This window comes from Labrys sp. (in: a-proteobacteria) (assembly GCF_047605565.1).
Taxonomy (GTDB): Bacteria; Pseudomonadota; Alphaproteobacteria; order Rhizobiales; family Labraceae; genus Labrys; species Labrys neptuniae.
Genome location: NZ_JASGFM010000019.1, coordinates 1 through 19,027, shown reverse-complemented (window position 1 = coordinate 19,027; position 19,027 = coordinate 1). Strand labels below are relative to the sequence as shown.

Here is a 19,027-nt window from a genome sequence, read left to right as displayed (position 1 = left end):
CACCTCACTACGCACCATAGAAGTGAGCGTAGGCGGCGGTGTTAGGCTGCGACGCCGACAATATCAGCCTCAATAATAGCGCTGCGATCCATTTATATAGCGCACTTGGCATCCATCCTGAGATGCAATCTGTCGATTCCTCTATCAACTTAGCGTCGCAATCGAGCTTTGTTTTTCAGGTCAATATATCTATGTAAGAGTCGATGCATATGGAGGCTCCGGATGGGCTGGCGCAATGACAAGACTATTCCCGAAGATAAATTCGATACTGTACTCGATTACTACACGTCCGTCCGGAAAGGCATGCGGGAAAAGGCCAACCACAATAAACATGAAGCACAATGGTGCTTTGCCATCATCATCTTCTGCACGTTAGTTGCGCCCCTGTTTGTAACGCTTGGTGTTGGGCAGTTCTGCGCGAAGGTAGTTCCATCGTGCCTTTCGGTTTTGGCAGGGGGCCTCACAAGTTGGCTTCAACTTCGAAAACCACAACGACTGTGGGTACTATACCGGCGAGCACAACGTGAATTAGAAGAGCAGAAAGCGAACTACGATTTCAAGAACGCTGATTTCGCGGAAGCGCTAGAGCCGGATAAACTGCTGGCACGGAAAGTGACCCATGTTGCGCGCTGGGTTCATGACTCATGGGAGGGCTTGGTGCCCGAACCCGAAATGCTCGCCGGCAACCATGGAAAGAAAGTATCTGATAGACGGAAGATCGATGACACTACCGGAAATAGCTAAATCACCGCTTAACACCAAATACGGTCCCTTTGACCTTTATGATTTTGCTTGGTCCAAGAACGAACAGGACAATGTGCTTGCGCTTGTGTCGGATTTCACGGGTAAGACGCCCTTAGTTCGGATTCAAAGTGCCTGTTACACAGGCGAGATTTTCGAGAGTACGGACTGTGACTGTCATTGGCAGTTGGAGACCGGCCTTCATCGCATCCACGAAGAGGGCGGTATCTTCATCTACATGCTGTGCGATGGGCGAGGCGCGGGCCTGCTTACCAAGATAAGGGGCATGAATATCACCGCGACAGAGGGGTTGGACACGGCTGAGGCTTACAAGAAGCTGGGCTCGCCCCTTGATCCACGTGAATACAAACGGGCAGCCTTCATATTGCAGTATTTCGGCGTAACATCGTGCCTGCTACTGACAAACAATCCGCGCAAAGTTGCGGGGTTGGTTGATCAAGGCATTGAAGCCAAACGTGTTGCACATATGAGCGATCCGACACCGCTTAATGAGGCCTATCTTCGCTCAAAAGCACGGAAGCTGGGTCATATGATGAAGCCATTTGGTACCGACGCATGAAATTAGAACTACGGTGACAGTGCATTTAATTAAGATGGAAGATGGCGAAGGGCCAAATGGCGCCGACGGCTCTCCGGTGCCCATTTTATCCTTCTTACGCAACGTCGCGCCTTCGCTTGACCAACGCCGGCAACACCAGCCCGGCAACAATAAAGGCCGCGCCCCAGATGTCGTGGTCGTGCAGGCTCTCCCCGAGCAGGAGATAGGCGAGCAGGGCCACGAAGACGGTCTGCAGGTAGAGCAGCATGCTGGCACGGCCGGCGTCGAGCGCCTCGACGCTGCGATTGTAGAGATAATACATCAGCGCGCCGCCCGGCCCGGCCAGATAGGCGAGCGCCAGCAGGCCGTTGGCGTTCAGGGCCGAGCCGCCGCCGCCGGTCAGCTCCCACAGATAGAAAGGCAAAGCGGCCAGGGCGCCGGCGCCGAGCAGGACCACCACCGTGGGCAGCAGGGGGATGCCGAATCTGGCACGGCGAAGGAGCACGGTGTAGAGGCCCCAGCAGAAGGCGCTGCCGACGATCCACAATTCGCCGGCACTGACCTGCAGCCCCATCAGCGCGCCGAGATCGCCATGGGCCACGATGACCAGCATGCCGGCCAAAGCGAGCAGCGCGCCGATGGCCTTCCACAGGCCGAGCGGCTCGCCGAGCACGATGCGGGCAATCACCATGGTCATCACCGGTGACAGCGCCATGATGATGCCGGCGGTGGTGGCATTGGTGAAATGGAGGCCGGTATAGATCATGCCCTGGCACAGGGTCAGGCCGATGGCGCCGACGATGAGGACCTCCAGCGGCCGCGAGCGGAGCAAGGCGATGATCGCGCCGTAATGGCGATGCACGATCGGCAGCAGGATGGCGCAAGCCAGCAGCAGCCGCCAGAAGCAGAGCGCCCAGGGCCCCATTTCCGGCGCCGCCCATTTGGCCGCGATGTAGACGCCGGCCGAAAGAAGCCAGCCCAGCACCGCGGTCGCGTAGGCGATCAGAAGGGATACGCCGGGGGCGGCCTTCGCCTCGTCGGGATGTGCCATCGGCAGCATGTGGTTCCCAGCCTCCTCCCCTCGCCGACGGACCGGGAGCGATGGCAGCCCCGTATCGCCGGGTGCCGTGCCCTGGCCTGGAGCCCCATCGGCGCTCTTCGATCTGCCGGCCTGGCGACCAACCGCCCCTTTATTCGGATGGGGAGCGTTTCTTGTAAGATAACGAGGCTTTCGCCTTACCCGTTTCAGAAGATCGGCATGTACGCTGCGAAAAACAACCTCGCTTTTACCCCGATTTTGCTTCCGTAACGGAAATTACGACTGATTGCGAACGCCGGTTGCCAAGCATAGTGTCACGATGCGCCAGTCTTTATCAAGGAGCATGCCGTGACCGAGCACGAGCGCAGCCTGGAGGAAATCGCCGCCATCCGCGACCTGCTGGCCGCCAAGCCCCGGCCGGTCGGATGGGGCGAGCGGCGCGCACGGCTCGACGAGGTCGGCACCCACTGGCCTGTTGCCGACGATGTCGTCTGCACGGAAATCGCGTGCGACGGCGTCCCCGGCGAATGGTCGATGGCGCCGGGCAGCGACGCCGGGAAGGTGCTGCTCTACTTCCACGGCGGCGGCTACTGCTCGGGCTCCATCGAAAGCCATCGCCGGCTGGTGACGGAGGCCGGCCGCGCGGCGCGCATGCGAACCCTGGCGATCGACTATCGCCGCGCGCCCGAGCAGCCTTTTCCGGCCCAGCACGAGGACGCCCTCGCGGCATGGCGCTTCCTGCGGCGGCAGGGCATCGCCGCCGAAGACATCGCGGTCGGCGGGGACAGTGCGGGCGGCAATCTCACTCTGGCCCTGATCGGCCGCCTGCGCGCCGCCGGCGAGCCCCTGCCCCGCTGCGCCTGGGTGATTTCGCCCTGGACCGATCTCACAATGTCGGGCGCGACGCTCGCCGGCAAGGGCACGATCGATCCGATCATCCACAAGGCCTATCTGGAGGAGCTTGCCGCCGCCTATGTCCCGGCGGGGACGGACCCTGGCGACCCACTGATCTCGCCTTTGTTCGCCGACCTGCGCGGCTTTCCGCCGCTCTTGATCCAGGTCGGTTCGGCCGAGACGCTGCTGTCGGACGCCACGCGGCTTGCCGAGGCCGCCGGCAGCGCGGATGTGCCGGTGCGGCTCGAGATCTGGCCGCATATGATCCACGCCTGGCCGCTCTGGAACGCCGGCCTGGAAGACGGCCGGCGTGCGCTGGCCGCCGCGGGCGAGTTCATGCGCAACGCCGGGGGCTAGACGGTTGCCGCCGGCTCCCCGCCGGCGGCCGCCTTCTTCCCTTACGCCCGCTGCCGCGCGATCACCCCCAGCGCCGTGGTGATCGCCCGGGCGAAGGTCAGCGCGCCGATGCCGTCCACGTCGCGCTCGGGCATGAATTCCACGAAGTCCATCGCCTCGATGCGGCCGCGGCGGGCGGCGCCCTTGATGAGGTCGACCAGCTGGTAATAGGTGAGGCCCCCCGGGGCGCGGCCGATGACGCCGGGCACCAAGGCCGGGTCGAGGGCGTCGGCGTCGATGCAGATGACGATGCGGCTGCCTTCGGGGATGAGGTCGAGCGCGGCCTCGACGCCCTGGCGGTGCAGGTCATGGGCCGGCACGAATTTGACGCCCCAGGCCAGCGCATCCTCATAGTCGCTGGTCGCGGCCGAGCCGATACCGCGGGCGCCCACCTGGATGATGCGCTCGATATGGGGCATTTCCGACGCCCGGCGCATGGTGGAGGAGAGGCCGAGGCGCTCGTCCATATGCACCTCGCGCCAGTCGATATGGGCATCGATCTGCAGGATGGTGTAGCGGGCGCCCGCCTCCGCCCCCAGGGCTTCGAGCATGGGGATGGGGATGGAATCGTCGCCCCCCAGCACGATCGGCACCGCCCCGCGGGCGCGGATGGCCTTGACGGCGGCGGCGATGGCGGCGCGGTTGGCGGCCCCGTCATTCTCGTCATAGGGCAGGTTGCCGCAATCGACGGCGCGCAGGCGCGGCTCCGGGAAGACCTTGCCGCCATTGTCGAAATCGTGGCGGTCGACATTGGCGGTGAAGGCGGCGGTGGCGCGGCGCAGGGCATCCGGCGCGTTGCGGCAATAGGCGCCGACGGAGCGGTAGGGCGTGGCGCAAGGCGCGCCGATCAGGGCGATCGGGGCGGCGAGCGTGGCAAGGTCGCGGCATTCCTCCAGGCCGAGGAAGGTGAGCGTATCGGCTGCCGCGCCGAACAGCGCGCCGAGATCGGCTTTCTGGTTCATGATGGAGATCCTCTATGCGGGCCGCCCGCGGGCGGCATCGGGTTGGAAAAGCGGGGGATGGCCGGCGGCGAGCCTCAGGACGGGCGGACGTCGAGGTAGCCGGCCCAGCGGCGCTCGACGAGGCGGAAGGCGCCGACCAGGACGAAGGTCAGGACGAGGTAGACGATCGCGGCCGCGACATAGGGCTCGAACTGGATGTAGTAGTTCAGCGTGATCATGCGGGCGACGCCGGTGGTCTCCAGCAAGGTGACGGTGCTGGCGAGCGAGGTGGCGTGCAGCATCATGATGGTCTCGTTGCCGTAGAGCGGCAGCGCCCTGGTCAGCATCGCCGGCACCAATATGCGCCGCGCCCGCGTCCAGCCGGACATGCCATAGGCGGTGGCGGCCTCCACCTCGCCGGGCGGGATGTGGCGTAGCGCGCCGGCGAAGATCTCGGTGGTGTAGGCGGTGGTGTTGAGCACGAAGGCGATCAGCACACAGACGAGCGGGCTGGAGAGCCAGGGCCAGAGCAGGCTGGCGCGCACCAGCTCGAACTGGGCGAGGCCGAAATAGATCAGGAAGAGCTGCACCAGCAGCGGCGTGCCGCGGAACACCAGCGTATAGGCGAAGACCAGGCTGCGGATCAGCCGGTTGGCGCTGTTGCGCGCGAAGGAAAGCGGGATGGCAAGGCAGAAGGAGATCGCCAGGGACGCCACGGTGAGGACCAGCGTCAACTGGGCACCCTCGGCATAGAGGCCGAGATTCTCGGCAATGACGTCCCAGTTCATGGCGCCAGCTTCCTTGTGCCGAGCTCGTAGCGCCGCGCCAGCCAGGCCAGCACCAGCATGGAGAGGATGGTGATGGCGAGATAGAAGCCGCCGGCGACCAGGTAGAAGGTGAAGGGCTTGCCGGTGGCCTCGGCGGCCCCCTTGGCGCGGAACATCACGTCCTGCAGGCCGATGAGGGAGACCAAGGCCGTCGCCTTGACCAGCACCAGCCAGTTGTTGGTGAAGCCGGGCAGCGCCAGGCGGATCATCTGCGGCAGCACGATGCGGGTGAAGATGCGGGTGCGCCCGAGCCCATAGGCCTCCGCCGCCTCGATCTGGCCGCGGGGGATGTTGAGGAGCGCGCTCTTGAAGGTCTCGGTCATGTAGGCGCCGAAGATCAGGCCGAGCGTGGCGATGCCGGCCCCGAGCGGGGAGAATTCGACCTGGATGTCGAAGCCGAGCCATTCGCCGACCTGGCCGATGAAGGAGGGCAGGCTGTAGAAGACCAGCAGCATCATGACGAGATCAGGGATGCCGCGCACCACGAAGGTATAGATCCCCGCGATGGCCGCCAGCGTCCTATGGCGCGAGACCTTGCACAGGGCCGCGCCGAGGCCGAGGAGGACGGCCACCACCAGCGAGGCGAAGGCAAGCAGCAGGGTGATCGCCCCTGCCGCCAGGATCGTGCGGACGAAATCGAGGATCATGTCCGGTCATTCGCCGAAATATTTGGCGTCCAGCGCCTTGAGCGTGCCGTTGTCCCTGAGGATGGCGAGGCCCTTGTTGATCTCGGCCACCAAAGCGGTGTTCTTCTTGCCGATGGCGATGGCGACGCCCTCGCCGAACTCCTTGGCATCCTTGCCGGTGAGCTGCGGGCCGACCAGCTCGTAATCCTTGCCGGCATCCGACTTCAGGAAGCTAGCGCTGATCTGGGCCTGGTAGCTGATATGGAGTTCAGCGCGGCCGGCGCTCAGCTCCAGATAGGGCGCGCTGCCGGTGTCGTAGCGCTTGATCACAGCCTTGGGGAAGTGGCTGGTGACATAGGCGTCCATCGGCGTGCCGGTCTGCACCGCGATGGTCTTGCCGGCCATGCCCTCGGGCGTGAACTCGAAGGAGGCGCCCTTCTTGGCCACGAAGCGGAAGATCGGGTGGTTGTAGATGTCTGAGAAGGCGATCACCTTGCGGCGCTTCTCGGTGACGGTGAGCTGGGAGATCAGCGCGTCATATTTGCCGTCGATCAGGCCGGGGATCATGCCGTCCCAGGCGGCGTTGAAGATGTCGCAGTCGAGCTTGGCGGCCTCGCAGATCGCCTGCATCAGCTCGACGTCGTAGCCGACCAGCTTGCCGTTGGCGTCGATCGATTCGAAGGGCGGGAAGGTGGCGTCGGTGGCGATCTTGATCTTGTCGGCGGCCTGGGCGCTGAGGGCCTGGGCGCCGGAGGCGGCAAGGCCGAGCAGGAGGGCGGCGACGGCGTTTCTGATGCGAATGCTCATGATGGGTCTCTCGGGATGGGGTTTGTGGTTATGGGAGCCGGTTTTCCACCAGCTTTGGCCAGGCCGCTGCGGCTAATGCTGCAGACGCCCGGCAAGGAATTGCCGCAGCCTGTCGCTGCGGGCATCGGTGAAAACGGCTTCGGGCGGGCCCTCTTCCTCGATGGCGCCGTTGTGCAGGAAGACGACGCGGCTGGAGGCATGGCGGGCAAAGCCCATCTCATGCGTCACCACGATCATGGTGCGGCCCTCCTCGGCGAGGGCCTGCATGACCTTGAGCACCTCGCTCACCAGTTCCGGATCGAGCGCCGAGGTCGGCTCGTCGAACAGCATGACGTCGGGGTTCATGCTGAGGGCCCGGGCGATCGCCACGCGCTGCTGCTGGCCGCCGGAGAGATGGGCCGGATAGCGCTGCAGCACCTCCTGGCCGAGGCCGACCTTGGCGAGATTGGCCCTGGCGCGCTCGGTGGCCTCCGCCCTGGAGACGCCGAGCACGCTGATCGGCGCCTCGATGACATTGTCGAGCACGCTCATATGCGACCACAGGCAGAAATTCTGGAACACCATGGCGAGGCGGCTGCGCATGCGCTGGAGCTGCCTCTTGTCGGTGGCCCTGAGGAAACCGTCGCCGTCCCTGACCGTCTTCAGCGCCTCGCCGTCGATGACGATACTGCCGGCGGTCGGACGCTCGAGGAAATTGATGCAGCGCAGGAAGGTGCTCTTGCCCGAGCCGCTGGCCCCGATGATGCTGATGACGTCACCGGCCGCGGCCTGGAGGGAGACGCCCTTGAGGACCTCGACCTTGCCATAGGATTTGCGGATACCGTCCACGGCCAGCTTGTGCATGCTTCTTCCCAATCCGGCCGCGTTCGTCCGCCACCAAGACCCCTCTCCAGCGCCGGACTTGTCCGTCCAATCGCGACGGTGCTCATAAAATCAGAAGGCCAGCCTGGGGCAATTGATATTTGATCATCAAATAGATGACGTCATTTCATCTATTGTGCATTCCCCGGGCAGATTGCCTGCGAAGGAGGCATAGCCGAGTGGCTTATCCGGCCAATTCCTGAAGAGATCTCAACTGTACACCACCCAGTCAACCGATTTGCCAGGCGGCGGCATCCTTGCCGAAGCGCGCCAGCAGCCAGCGCAGAAAGAGCCGCACGCCGGAGCGCTGCAGGCCGGCATGGGTGGAGACGACATACCAGCCGCCGAAGGCGTCGATGGCGGTGGAGAAGGGCCGCAGCAGCGTGCCGCTCCTGACATCCGCGCCCGAGAGCGTGTCACTGGCCAGGGCGACGCCGGTGCCGTTGATGGCGAGGTCGATCGCCATGCCGAGATCGCTGCAATAGAGGTGGCGGCTATAGGGGCTGAAATCGCGCTCGCCGGCCTCGGAGAGCCAGCGCCGCCATTCGGCGCCGTCGTCCCAGTGCAGCAGGATGGCGCTGCGCAGTTCCAGCGGGCTGGTGATGCGCCGGCCGATGCGCTGGAACAAGGTCGGGCTGCAGACCGGCATGATGCTGACATGGGCGAGCTGCGCCGACCATTTGTCGTCCCAGCCGCCGGCGCCGAAGACGATGCCGATATCGGCATCCACCAGCTCATGGATGCGGTGGTTCTCGGTGAGCTTGATATGGCATTCGACGGCAAGGTGGTCCTGGCAGAAATCGGCGAGGTTCTTGGCGAGCCAGCCGCTGGCGAACATCGGCGGGCAGGCAATGCCGATGCGCCCGCCATCCTGGTCCGCCTCCGACAGGCGCAGCGCCGTGTTGGTGATGTCCTGCAGCGCGGCCGAGACCGTCTTGGCGAAGATCCGGCCGGCATCGGTGAGCACCACGCCGCGCCCAGCCTTGTGGAAGAGCGGATAGCCCAGCGCCTCCTCCAGCCGCCGCAGCTGGTGGCTGACGGCGCTGTCGGTCAAAGCGAGCTCGCCGGCGGCCCGGGTCAGGCTTTCATGGCGCGCCGCCGCCTCGAAGGTGCGCAGCACGCCGAGCGGCAGGTTACGCATCGCCGCGCCCCGTCATGACATCGGCCTGGCCTTCATCCTCCACCCCGGATCTCCCAAAATATGGATGGCTGCCGGGATATCGCCTAGGATGGCGCCATGCCCTCCTCCGATGCGATTCGTATTGCAGCCGCCGTCATCGTCCGTCCCGACGGTATGACACTCCTGGTCAGAAAACGAGGGACATCGGCCTTCATGCAGCCCGGCGGCAAGATCGAGCCCGACGAGCAGCCCCGCCAGGCCCTGTGCCGCGAGCTCGCCGAGGAGATCGGCCTCACGGTTGATCCAGCACACCCCGTCTATCTCGGCCGGTTCGAAGCCCCGGCGGCGCATGAGGACAACAGGATGGTGGAGGCCGAGATCTTCCGCCTCGACATCGCCGAGCCTGTCGCCGCCACCGCCGAGATCGAGGAGATCGCCTGGGTCGATCCCAAGGCACCCGGCCCGCTGCCCCTCGCCGCCCTGACGCGCGACCATGTGCTGGCCCTCGCGACGGCGCTTGGCGGGGGCTAGGATCGCGCATCCAAGTTTGGCAGCAGCTGATCGGTCACTATGGCGCGGAGCACCAAATTCCGATATGGTAACACCATGTAACACCCATATGAGGTGCCTCAATGCCACCCGCTTCCGCCACGACCAGCATCAAGCTGGATTCCAAGGTCAAGGATCGCCTCCAACGGCTGGCCGATGCTCGGCATCGCAAGCCGCATTGGCTGATGAAGGAAGCAATCCATCAATATGTCGAGCGTGAAGAAAAACGCCAGGCGTTCTACGACGACGCTCGCAAGGCTTGGGACGAGTACCAGGCAACCGGCTTGCATGTAACCGGGGAAGAGGTCGCGGCTTGGCTGGAAACATGGGGCACGGATGACGAGAAAGCCTCGCCTGTATGCCACAGGTAATCTTCTCGCCCGCTGCCCTTCGCGATCTCGAAAGGCTACGGGCTTTCCTGCACTCCAAAAACCAAATGGCGGGCAAACGAGCCGCAACGGCAATCATCCAGACCATTCAGACGCTTACGGCTCATCCTGAAATAGGGCGACCGATCCAGGATGCCGAAGAGCGAGAGCTCGTCATCAATTTCGGCCGCGATGGTTATGTGGCCCTCTACCGATACGATGGAGACAAAGTCGTGATTCTCGCCATCCGACATGGTCGGGAAGCCGGATATGATTGAATGATCTAAGCAGGAGAGAGACCGGCTCGATCGAGGCCCTCAATTCTCGCGCCGGCCGGCGAAGGCCAGCAGCAAAGCGAGGAAGATCAGGACACCGGCGCCGACCTGCTGCCAGTAGAAGTTCCAGCCGATCAGGAGCAGGCCGTTGGAGACGAAGCCGAACAGCAGCACGCCGAGGATGGTGCCGGCAATGCTGGCGCGCCGGTTGCGGCTGAGCGAGGTGCCGATGAAGGCCGCGCCGATGGCGTTGAGCAGATAGGCATTGCCCGAATAGGGCACATAGGCGTTGACGTTGGAGGAGAGCAGGATGCCCGTCACGGCGGCGACGGCCCCGGAGAGGATGTAGACGATCGCCAGGATCCGCCGCACCGGCAGGCCGGAATAGCGCGCGACCTCCTCCTGGGTGCCGACGGCGAGGACGGTGCGGCCGAAGCTCGATTTCTCCAGGAGGAGCCAGGCGCCGAGTGCCAGCACCGCGACGAGAAGCAGCGAGACCGGCACGCCGAGAATGGTGCCATGGCCGATGAAGGCGAGCGCGGGCGGTATGCTGCCGGCCGGCACATAGACGGGATTGCCGCCATCGGTGGTGAGCTGCTGCAGGCTGTGCCCGATGAACAGCGTGCCGAGGGTCGCCAGGAACGGCGTGATCGACAGCCGCGCGATCAGGACGGCGTTGAAGAGCCCGGTGCCGATGCCCGCGCCGACGCCATAGAGGCAGGCGAGCGCCACCGGCTGGCCCGAGGACACCGCCGAGACGAAGGCGAGGCTGCCGAGATCCACCGCCGTGCCCACCGACAGATCCGTGCCGCCCGAGGCCACCGTCAGGGTCATGGCGATGGCGACGATGGCCGTCAGCGCGACATTGTTGACCAGCACGCCGGTGATGTTGCCGAGCGTCAGGAAGCCCGGGGCCAGCACGGAGAAGACGGCCACCACCAGCACGAGCGCCAGCGGAATGCCGAAGCGCAGCAGGTCGAATGCCGGCCGGATGCGCGGCCCTTCGGCCCCAACGGCGCTCATGTCGCCCTCCTGCGTGCGAGATTGGCGGTGGCGGCGACGACGGCCAGGATCAGCACGCCCTCGATGCCGTTGACCCAGTAGGTCGAGACATGGAGGAGCTGGAAGCCGTTGGTGAGCGCGCCCAGGAAAACGGCGGCGAGCAACGTGCCGGCCACGGTCGGCAGCAGCCGGCGCGAAAACATGAAGCCGAGAAAGGCGGTTGCCACCACCGGCAGCAGCATGTCGCCCGAACCGCCGGTCGCGCCGTTGAGGAAGGCTGCAGACACGACGCCGGCCAGCCCGCCCAGCAGCCCGCTGGCCAGATAGGACAGTGCGACATAGCTGTTGACGGCGATGCCGGCGGCCTTGGCCGCCTCGCGATGTCCGCCCACCGCATAGGCACGCAGACCGAAGGGCGTGAGATGCAGCAGCACGGCCAGGACCGCGCACAGTGCAAGGAGCAGCCAGCCAAGCACGGGAATGTCGAGCGGTCCGGGCAGGCCGAGCCAGTCGATCAGCGGTGACGCCGCGGGAATGGTGGTGTTCTCGGTCACCACCAGTTCGAGCCCGGCGCAGACATTCATGGCGGCCAGCGTCGCCAGCAGAGGCAGGATCCTGAGCCAGACCACGGCAAGCGCATTGACCAGGCCGACGAGGAGGCCGACGCCGAGCGCGGCCGCCACGCAGGCAAGGTCCGGGAAGCCGGCCTGGTTGAGCACGGCGAAAACGGCGGCCGAAAGCCCGAGCGTGCCGGCCAAAGAGAGGTCGATGCCGCCGGCGATCACATCCGAACCGCCGGTGATCAGCACCAGCGTCAGGCCGAACCCCAAGATGCCCAGCACCGCCGATTGCGACAGGATGAGGCCGATATTGGCGGGCGAGACGAAGGAGGGCACGTTGACGGCAAAGAAGGCCATCACGGCCAGAAAGAACAGCAGACCTCCGGCCCGGACCAGGCGCGTCCCGGCGCCGCCCGCGAGATCGCGCCAGCCCGTGCGGGCCCTGGCTTCATGGGGCTCGGGGTGGATCGAGGCCGATGTCGCCGCGGCGATCGCCTCCAGGGTTTCATGCGGCATGGCTGGCTCCTTCCCCGGGATCGGCGCCCGTCAGGGCCGCGGCCAGCAGCTGGTCGGACGATGTTGCCGAGGTCTCATAGGTGCCGACCACGCCGCCGCGATGCATCACCAGGACCCGGTCGCACACGCCCAGGAGCTCGTCGAGATCGGCCGAAAGCAGCAGGATGCCCGCGCCCTTCTCCGCAAGCTCAGCGATGAGGCGATAGATCTCGGCCTTGGCCGCGACGTCGACCCCGACCGTTGGCTCGTCGAGAACATAGACGTCGGAGCGGCGGGCCAGCCATTTGGCGATCACCACCTTCTGCTGGTTGCCGCCGCTGAGGGTGCGCACGGCTGCATCCTGGCTGCTGGCTTTGATCTTGAGCGCCTCGATCAGCCTGGACACCGTCGAACGTTCGCCGGCGCGGTCGAGCCAGCCCAGACGCGTGATCTGGCCGAGGCTGGCGAGGGTGGCGTTCTCGCGGATGGAGAGGCCGAGCGCCACGCCCTGGGCGCGACGATCCTCCGGCACCAGAGCGAGACCCGCCTGCGCCGCCGCCACCGGGCTGGAGAGCCGCCGCACGCGACCGTCGACCTCGATCGTGCCTGCCCGCGTGGGCCGCAGCCCGAATAGGGCCTGGACGAGCTCCTTGGCTCCGGAGCCGAGCAGCCCGGTCAGCCCGACCACCTCGCCGCGATGCACGGTCAGCGAAACATCGGCAAAGGCCGGCGGCGCGCCAAGGCCGGCAAGGGACAGCACGGGCCTGCCGCGCTCGGCGCGATGCTTGGGGAAGAGGTCCTTGACGTCGCGATCGACCATCAGGCGGGTGATCTCGCCGATCGTCGTGCGCGAGGGCTCGAGATGGGCGACGTCCCGGCCATTGCGCATGATGGTCACGACATCGCAGATGCGCTCGATCTCGGCGAGATAATGCGAGATGTAGATGCTGGTGAGGCCGCGCGCCTTCAATTGCGCGATGGCGGCGAACAGGCTCTCGACCTCGCGCTTGGCGAGCGCCGCCGTCGGCTCGTCGAAGATGATGAGGCGAGGCTTGGCCAGCAGCGCCCGCGTGATCTGGACGATCTGCTGCTGCGCGGTCGACAGGTCGCGGATGAGCGCGCCGCGCGGCAAAGTGATGCCGAAGAAATGCTTGAGGGCCTCGTCGGCCCGGCGCTGCAGGCTCGCCTGCCAGACGCCGAGGCGCGATGCCATGGCTTCGCGCCCCAGGAACAACGCTTCGCCAACGGTTGCGGTCGGCACCAGCAGCCGGTCCTGGTGAATGAAGGCGATGCCGAGCTGCTCGGCCTTCTTGGGCGAGAGATGATCGAGCGGCCGGCCCTCGAATTCGATGCTGCCGGCTTCCGGGCTGACGAGACCGGCCAAGGCCTTGATCAGGGTCGACTTGCCGGCGCCGTTCTGCCCGACCAGGCCGTGGACGGTGCCGGGCGCGACCACGAGCGAGGCGTCGTCGAGGGCCCGAGTCGGCCCGAAGGTCTTGACGAGGCCGCGCATGGCCAGAACGGGAGGGGGTGAGGTCATGGCGTCGATCACTGGTCAGCCTCGCCGGCACACCGGCCGGCTCAGCCCTTGCTCAAGGAAATGCGGCACGGGCCACGAGGAAGAGCCACCCCATCCGTCATTCGGATGGGGTGGCTGGGCAGGATGGTGTCAACGAGGGCACCCTGCGGGGTCGGTCAGATACGGGGCGACCGGCATACTCGTCGATCAAGCCTGGCCGAGCTGCTTCTGCACCTCGGCGGCGTTCTTCTTGTTGGCGATCACGGCCGGCAAGAAGGTCTGCGAGGGCAGCGTGGTATCGCCGTTGAGATAGCGGGCGAGGTTCAGGACCGCCTGGCGGCCGATGACCGAGGGCTGCTGGGCCGCCACCGCGCCGGCCGGCGCCTTGGGATCCTTGACCAGCGCCAGCACCTCGGGCGTGCCGTCGACGCCATAGGTGAGGATCTCGCTGCGCCCCGCGGCGATCAGGGCCTGGGTGGCGCCAAGCTGGGGAATGTCCCAGGCCGACCAGATGGCCGAGATCGAGCCCTTGTCGGGATATTTGCTCAGCAAAGCGGTGATCTGGGCATAGGCGTCCTGCACCGTGTTGGGGATGACGTCCCTCAGTTCGGGCTGGATGATCTTCACCTCGGGATAATATTTCAGCACGTTGCGCAACTGGGTGTAGCGGATCTCGCAGACCGGAACGCCCGAAAAGCCGTTGAATACCACGACATTGCCCTTGCCGCCGATATCGGAGACCAGCTGCAGCGCGAGCTGGGCACCCAGGGAGAAATTGTCCGAGGTCGCGGTGTTGATGACGTTGGTCGAGGGCAGGTCGACGGAGAAGACCGGGATGCCGGCCTGGCGCAATTTCTTCAGCCAGGGATCGACCACCGACAGGGTGCCGAGCGTCTGGATCACCGCATCGGGCTTTTGCGTCACCAGGGTCTGCAGCTGGCTGACCAGTGTCTTGTCGTTGCGTCCGGCATCGAGCCCGATCGGCGTGCCGCCAAGTTCCTTCACGGTCTCGACCTGGGCCTGGTAGGCTTTCAGGTCGAAGAAATGGTCGGTGCCCGCGACGCTGATCGCAATGGTCTTGCCCTTGAGGGAGGGCAATCCCGCTTCAGGCTTGGCAGTATCATCGGCCCGGGCGGCGCTGCCGAAGGCTGCGGCGGCAGCCAGGGCCGAGCCCATCTTGAGTAGCGAGCGGCGCCCGAGCGGGGTGGAGGATATCGTCGTCATCGTGTCGGTCCAGCTTTGATTTGGCCCGTCTGTCGAGGCCTGACCGAAGCACACATGGTCGCCGACATAATGTCAACTAAATTTATAGACTTAATATAATTAATTGACCGCCAACCGCCGGAACCGTCACTGGGTCATGGGAACGCCTCCCCCGAGCAGCCCGACGCCTCAGGCCATCCGGTGCAGCGACACGCTCGTCTTCGGGCCGTTCTTGATGGTCTGGAACACCACGCAGTAGCGTTCGGTCAGCTTCAACAATTGGTCGAGCCGCTCCTGCGGTGCCTCGCTGTCGACATCGAAGCGAAGCCGGATCTCGGCAAAGCCGACCGGCGCCTCCCTGTCGACCCCGAGCGTACCGCGAAAATCGAGGTCCCCCTCGGCGCTGACCTGGCCGGCCTTCAGGGGCAGGTCGATCGCCGTCGCCACCGATTTCAGCGTCACGCCGGCACAGGCCACCAGGGCTTCCAGCAGCATGTCGCCGGAGCACAGTTCCAGCCCGGATCCGCCGGTCGCCGGATGCAGGCCGGCGGTCGCCAGCGCCCGCCCGGTTTCGACCTTGCAGGCAATGCCCTCGCCATCGATCGAGCCCTTGGCCTTCAAGGTGATCAAGGCCGTCTTCGGGTCGGCGCGATAGCGCTCCTTGATCGGCGCCTGCATGGCGCGCAGTTCCGTCGAATCCATCTGTTCCTCCCGGATCATCACGGTGTCATTGGCCCGAACTATAGGCCGCCGGCAGAACCTGGCAAACGCTTCCCTAACAACAGCGAATCGGCTCAACGTTTGTCATTGCCGGGCTTGACCCGGCAATCCAACCTCTCCTCCATGCGTCGAAATCGCGGGCTTCTGGATGCCCGGGTCAAGCCCGGGCATGACAAAGATGGCGTATCGGTTACTTTCAACAATGCTCAAGCTGAACGATTGCCCTAGCCCAGAAGCCTCGGCACCTTGCGATCTGCGCGATTCTGTCTGATCAAATTAAGATAGCCTTCACCGCCCCGATTGCAGAGCAGCCGGCATTGGCATTTCCCGATGGCGAGAGGAGCACCATGTCGCGCCCGATTTTCGACCTCTCCGGCCGCCGCGCCGTCGTCACGGGCGCCAGCCGCGGCATCGGCCAGACCATCGCCCTCGCCCTGGCCGAAGCGGGCGCCGATGTCGCCGTGACGGCGCGGGCGCTCGGCAATCTCGACGAGACCCGCAGCCTCGTCGAAGCGTCCGGACAGCGCTGCATCGCCCTCGCGCAGGACGTCGCCGACGTCGAGAACTGCAGGGCCGTCATCGGCCAAGCCGCCGAAGCCCTCGGCGGCCTCGACATCCTGGTCAACAATGCCGGCGTCGAGAGTGTCCGCCCCTCCCTCGAGGTGGACGAGGCCCTGTGGGACGGCATCGTCTCCACCAATCTCAAGGGCGCCTTCTTCTGCGCGCAGGCCGCCGGCCGGATCATGGCCGGGGCGCAAGGGGGCGCTATCGTCAATCTGTGCTCCCTCACCTCCTTCGTCGGCATTCCCACCGCGGTTCCCTATGGCGCTTCCAAATCCGGCCTGCTCGGCGTCACCCATGCCCTCGCCGCCGAATGGGCCGGTCATGGCATCCGGGTGAACGCCATCGCGCCCGGCTATTTCCGCACGGCCATGACCGAGGTGTTCTACCAAGACGAAGCTTGGCAGGGGCAGATGCTGGCGAAGATCCCGCAGCGCCGTTTCGGCGAGCAGGCTGATGTCGCAGGCGTCGCGGTGTTCCTGTGCTCGGACGCCTCGGCCTATGTCACCGGCCATTGCATCCCGGTCGACGGCGGCTATCTCGCCTCGATCTAGGGAAGCTCGGGAGAATAAGTAAGCTGCTCTGAAGCTGTCATCCCCGGCCGAACCGCTCGCGAGCGCAGCGAGAGAGGGTGAGGGGAAGGGGTCTTCGCCCCCGCCGGGGATGACGGGCGCACTTGTTGCCTGACTTCTGCTCGGCGCAATCGCCATCTCAACCCCGACCTTCGTGCACTGCACAATAATTAGCCAGAATGTCAAGCCGGGCAAGAATTACGCATGTTGCGTTGACCGTATTTGTATGTAGCTGTATAGACAGGTTCATGCTGCCGTGAGATCGATCTGCGGGACTGGGCGCGGCGGCTTGGGAAGACGGGGAACGAAATGGAATCTGCGCCCCTCGGTATCAGCCCGTCCGGCGGAACGAGCCCCTTTGCCGTGTCCGTCAAGGATGTCGCCATGATCTTCGGCGACGTCCATGCGGTCAAAAGCGCCTCCTTCGATCTGCCCAAGGGCAAGTTCCTCACCATTCTCGGCCCCTCCGGCTCGGGCAAGACCACGCTGCTGCGCATGGTGGCCGGCTTCGATGCGCCGAGCAGGGGCGAGATCTTCATCAACGGCCAGCCCGTCAGCGCCGTGCCGGCGCACAAGCGGGCCATCGGCATGGTGTTCCAGAAACTGGCGCTGTTCCCGCACATGACGGCGGCCGAGAATGTCGGCTTCCCCCTCAAGATGCGCCGCCATGACGCCCGCGGCATCGCCGCCAAGGTGGAGCGTTACCTCGACCTGGTGCGCCTGGGCGGCTATGGCGGGCGCCGCATCAACGAATTGTCGGGCGGCCAGCAACAGCGTGTGGCGATCGCCCGCGCCTTGGTGTTCGAGCCCGACCTCTTGCTGCTCGATGAGCCCCTGGCGGCGCTCGACCGCAAGCTGCGTGAGGAGATGCAGCTCGAATTCCGCCGCATCCAGAAGGAGCTCGGGGTCACCACCATCAACGTCACCCACGACCAGCGCGAGGCCCTCGTGGTCTCCGACGAGATCATCGTGATGGATGGCGGCCAGATCCAGCAGAAGGCCCGTCCGCTCGACACCTACCGGACGCCGGCCAACCCCTTCGTCGCCAATTTCATCGGCGTCACCAATTTCATCGAAGGCGTGGCCGGTGCCGCGAGCGGCTCCACCCTGACCTTCACCAGCGCGGGACGCAGCCTGGTCGGCACATCAGCCAATCCCGCAGTCCCGCCGGTACCCGGCGAGGCCTGCCAGGGTGCCGTCAGAGCCGAGCAGATCCGGATCGCTTCGAACGCGGAGAGGCTCCAGGGCCTCGAAACCATCGTGGACGGCGTGGTCGAGGATTCCATCTTCGAGGGCGAGCGCATCGTCTACGAAATACGGGTTTCGCCCCTCGGCGACGCGCTGCTGCGGGTCTTCGATCACGATCCCGTCGCCCACCAGCAATTCGCCCCGGGCGAGACCGTCAGCCTGGGATGGAATGCCAAGGATATGCAAATCTTCAAGAAGTGAATCTTCAAAAAGTGAAAAAGTGACCCGAGAAGGTCCATCCAGAGGAGAACCAGTGATGTCACACGATCAGTTCCTGTCAGCGCAAATCCGCCGGCGTACCCTGCTCGCTTCGATGCTGGCAGCCGGCGCCTCGGCCACTTTTGGCATGGGCCGGGCCATGGCCGACGAGCCCGAAAAGCCCTCCGAACTCATCGTGCGCGCCTGGGGCGGCAGCTGGGTCGACGCCCTGAAGGCGGGTGTCTCGGACAGCTTCACCAAGAAGACCGGCATCGCCGTGCGCCACGATCTGACCGAGGACAACGAGATCCAGCCCAAGCTCTGGGCGGCCGTGGCGCAGAAGCGCACCCCGCCGATCCATGTGAACTGGGACACCACCACCAACGCCACCAAATCGGCGCTGCGCGGCGTGACCGAGGATCTGTCCGATCTGCCCAACCTCAAGAACACCACCGAGCTCGCCAAGCCCGTCGGCCTCGACGGCTATCCGATCGTCAACACCTATGGCTATGTCTATGTGCTGGCCTACAGGCCGTCGGCTTTCCCGAACGGGGCGCCCAAATCCTGGAAGGACCTGCTCGATCCCAAGCTGAAGCGCCGCATCGCGCTCTACAATGACGGTATCGGCTTCCATTTCCCCGCCCAGGTCGCCGGCGGCGGCAAGCTGGAGGACATTCCGGCCAACATGCAGGCCGCCTGGGACTTCATCGCCAAGGTGAAGGAGCAGCAGCCCTTGCTGGGCGAGGATCCCGATTTCACCACCTGGTTCCAGAAGGGCGAGATCGACGCGGCCTGCACCATTTCCACCAATGCACGCGAGGCCAAGAAGAACGGCATCGACCTCGCCTGGGTGGTGCCGGAGGAAGGCGCCAAGTTCGACACGGACGGGCTGTGGATCCCCAAGGGCCTGCCGGAGAACGAGCTCTACTGGGCCAAGCAGTACATC

At 65.1% G+C, this 19,027-nt stretch carries 21 protein-coding genes; 9 read left to right on the top strand and 12 right to left on the bottom strand.

Annotated features, from left to right (window positions below):
• Nucleotides 1–222 precede the first annotated feature (222 nt).
• On the top strand, nt 223–744 hold the full coding sequence (locus QM672_RS17620; protein WP_415084110.1) for a DUF4231 domain-containing protein: 522 nt from the start codon (nt 223–225) through the stop codon (nt 742–744).
• The gene (locus tag QM672_RS17615; protein ID WP_415084108.1) at nt 722–1,321 is read left to right on the top strand and encodes a GTP cyclohydrolase II; all 600 of its coding nucleotides are present in this window, start codon (nt 722–724) and stop codon (nt 1,319–1,321) included. Before QM672_RS17620 ends, QM672_RS17615 begins: the two co-directional genes overlap by 23 nt.
• Before the next feature lie 94 nt (nt 1,322–1,415).
• On the opposite strand, the gene QM672_RS17610 is transcribed toward QM672_RS17615, so the two are convergent.
• The gene (locus QM672_RS17610) at nt 1,416–2,351 is read right to left on the bottom strand and encodes a DMT family transporter (protein WP_415084224.1); all 936 of its coding nucleotides are present in this window, start codon (nt 2,349–2,351) and stop codon (nt 1,416–1,418) included.
• 336 nt (nt 2,352–2,687) lie between these two features.
• Between QM672_RS17610 and QM672_RS17605 the strand changes: the two genes are divergently transcribed.
• Nucleotides 2,688–3,590 carry an alpha/beta hydrolase gene (locus tag QM672_RS17605; RefSeq protein WP_415084106.1) on the top strand — a complete coding sequence of 301 codons (903 nt, stop codon included), beginning with the start codon at nt 2,688–2,690 and terminating at the stop codon, nt 3,588–3,590.
• Nucleotides 3,591–3,631: 41 nt separating this feature from the next.
• On the opposite strand, the gene QM672_RS17600 is transcribed toward QM672_RS17605, so the two are convergent.
• From QM672_RS17600 to QM672_RS17575, 6 genes are all read right to left on the bottom strand, one after another.
• Complete coding sequence (locus tag QM672_RS17600) at nt 3,632–4,591, bottom strand: arginase family protein (protein ID WP_415084104.1); 960 nt, start codon at nt 4,589–4,591, stop codon at nt 3,632–3,634.
• Between the two features lie 74 nt (nt 4,592–4,665).
• Nucleotides 4,666–5,358, bottom strand: coding sequence for an ABC transporter permease (locus tag QM672_RS17595; RefSeq protein WP_149250574.1), 693 nt, complete (start codon nt 5,356–5,358; stop codon nt 4,666–4,668).
• Nucleotides 5,355–6,044 carry an ABC transporter permease gene (locus QM672_RS17590; RefSeq protein ID WP_415084101.1) on the bottom strand — a complete coding sequence of 230 codons (690 nt, stop codon included), beginning with the start codon at nt 6,042–6,044 and terminating at the stop codon, nt 5,355–5,357. Before QM672_RS17590 ends, QM672_RS17595 begins: the two co-directional genes overlap by 4 nt.
• Before the next feature lie 6 nt (nt 6,045–6,050).
• Entirely contained in the window at nt 6,051–6,830 is a 780-nt protein-coding gene (locus tag QM672_RS17585) for a transporter substrate-binding domain-containing protein (protein ID WP_415084099.1), read from the bottom strand.
• 72 nt (nt 6,831–6,902) lie between these two features.
• Nucleotides 6,903–7,673: an ABC transporter ATP-binding protein gene (locus tag QM672_RS17580; protein WP_415084097.1), complete on the bottom strand. Its 771-nt coding sequence runs from the start codon at nt 7,671–7,673 to the stop codon at nt 6,903–6,905.
• Nucleotides 7,674–7,920: 247 nt separating this feature from the next.
• Complete coding sequence (locus QM672_RS17575) at nt 7,921–8,832, bottom strand: LysR substrate-binding domain-containing protein (protein WP_415084095.1); 912 nt, start codon at nt 8,830–8,832, stop codon at nt 7,921–7,923.
• Nucleotides 8,833–8,928: 96 nt separating this feature from the next.
• On the opposite strand from QM672_RS17575, the gene QM672_RS17570 reads away from it, so the two are divergent.
• The 3 genes from QM672_RS17570 to QM672_RS17560 all read left to right on the top strand — a co-directional run bounded on the left by QM672_RS17570 (nt 8,929) and on the right by QM672_RS17560 (nt 10,006).
• Nucleotides 8,929–9,342: an NUDIX hydrolase gene (locus tag QM672_RS17570; protein WP_415084093.1), complete on the top strand. Its 414-nt coding sequence runs from the start codon at nt 8,929–8,931 to the stop codon at nt 9,340–9,342.
• Nucleotides 9,343–9,443: 101 nt separating this feature from the next.
• Nucleotides 9,444–9,731 (top strand): CopG family ribbon-helix-helix protein, encoded by a 288-nt coding sequence (locus QM672_RS17565; protein ID WP_311940448.1) that lies wholly within the window; start codon nt 9,444–9,446, stop codon nt 9,729–9,731.
• Nucleotides 9,719–10,006 carry a type II toxin-antitoxin system RelE/ParE family toxin gene (locus QM672_RS17560; RefSeq protein WP_311940629.1) on the top strand — a complete coding sequence of 96 codons (288 nt, stop codon included), beginning with the start codon at nt 9,719–9,721 and terminating at the stop codon, nt 10,004–10,006. Before QM672_RS17565 ends, QM672_RS17560 begins: the two co-directional genes overlap by 13 nt.
• Before the next feature lie 39 nt (nt 10,007–10,045).
• On the opposite strand, the gene QM672_RS17555 is transcribed toward QM672_RS17560, so the two are convergent.
• From QM672_RS17555 to QM672_RS17535, 5 genes are all read right to left on the bottom strand, one after another.
• Entirely contained in the window at nt 10,046–11,026 is a 981-nt protein-coding gene (locus tag QM672_RS17555; protein ID WP_367624971.1) for an ABC transporter permease, read from the bottom strand.
• Nucleotides 11,023–12,081, bottom strand: coding sequence for an ABC transporter permease (locus QM672_RS17550; RefSeq protein ID WP_415084089.1), 1,059 nt, complete (start codon nt 12,079–12,081; stop codon nt 11,023–11,025). The genes QM672_RS17555 and QM672_RS17550 overlap by 4 nt, the downstream gene beginning before the upstream one ends.
• On the bottom strand, nt 12,071–13,600 hold the full coding sequence (locus QM672_RS17545; protein ID WP_415084087.1) for a sugar ABC transporter ATP-binding protein: 1,530 nt from the start codon (nt 13,598–13,600) through the stop codon (nt 12,071–12,073). The genes QM672_RS17550 and QM672_RS17545 overlap by 11 nt, the downstream gene beginning before the upstream one ends.
• A gap of 186 nt (nt 13,601–13,786) precedes the next feature.
• On the bottom strand, nt 13,787–14,803 hold the full coding sequence (locus QM672_RS17540) for a sugar ABC transporter substrate-binding protein (RefSeq protein ID WP_311940440.1): 1,017 nt from the start codon (nt 14,801–14,803) through the stop codon (nt 13,787–13,789).
• A 168-nt stretch (nt 14,804–14,971) separates the two neighbouring features.
• Entirely contained in the window at nt 14,972–15,484 is a 513-nt protein-coding gene (locus QM672_RS17535; RefSeq protein ID WP_394313284.1) for an OsmC family protein, read from the bottom strand.
• Nucleotides 15,485–15,849: 365 nt separating this feature from the next.
• On the opposite strand from QM672_RS17535, the gene QM672_RS17530 reads away from it, so the two are divergent.
• The 3 genes from QM672_RS17530 to QM672_RS17520 all read left to right on the top strand — a co-directional run.
• Complete coding sequence (locus QM672_RS17530; RefSeq protein WP_415084084.1) at nt 15,850–16,617, top strand: SDR family NAD(P)-dependent oxidoreductase; 768 nt, start codon at nt 15,850–15,852, stop codon at nt 16,615–16,617.
• 327 nt (nt 16,618–16,944) lie between these two features.
• Nucleotides 16,945–18,084, top strand: a complete 1,140-nt coding sequence (locus QM672_RS17525; RefSeq protein WP_415084082.1) for an ABC transporter ATP-binding protein — start codon at nt 16,945–16,947, stop codon at nt 18,082–18,084.
• Nucleotides 18,085–18,139: 55 nt separating this feature from the next.
• A partial coding sequence (locus QM672_RS17520; protein ID WP_415084080.1) for an ABC transporter substrate-binding protein occupies nt 18,140–19,027 on the top strand: 888 nt, incomplete at its 3' end.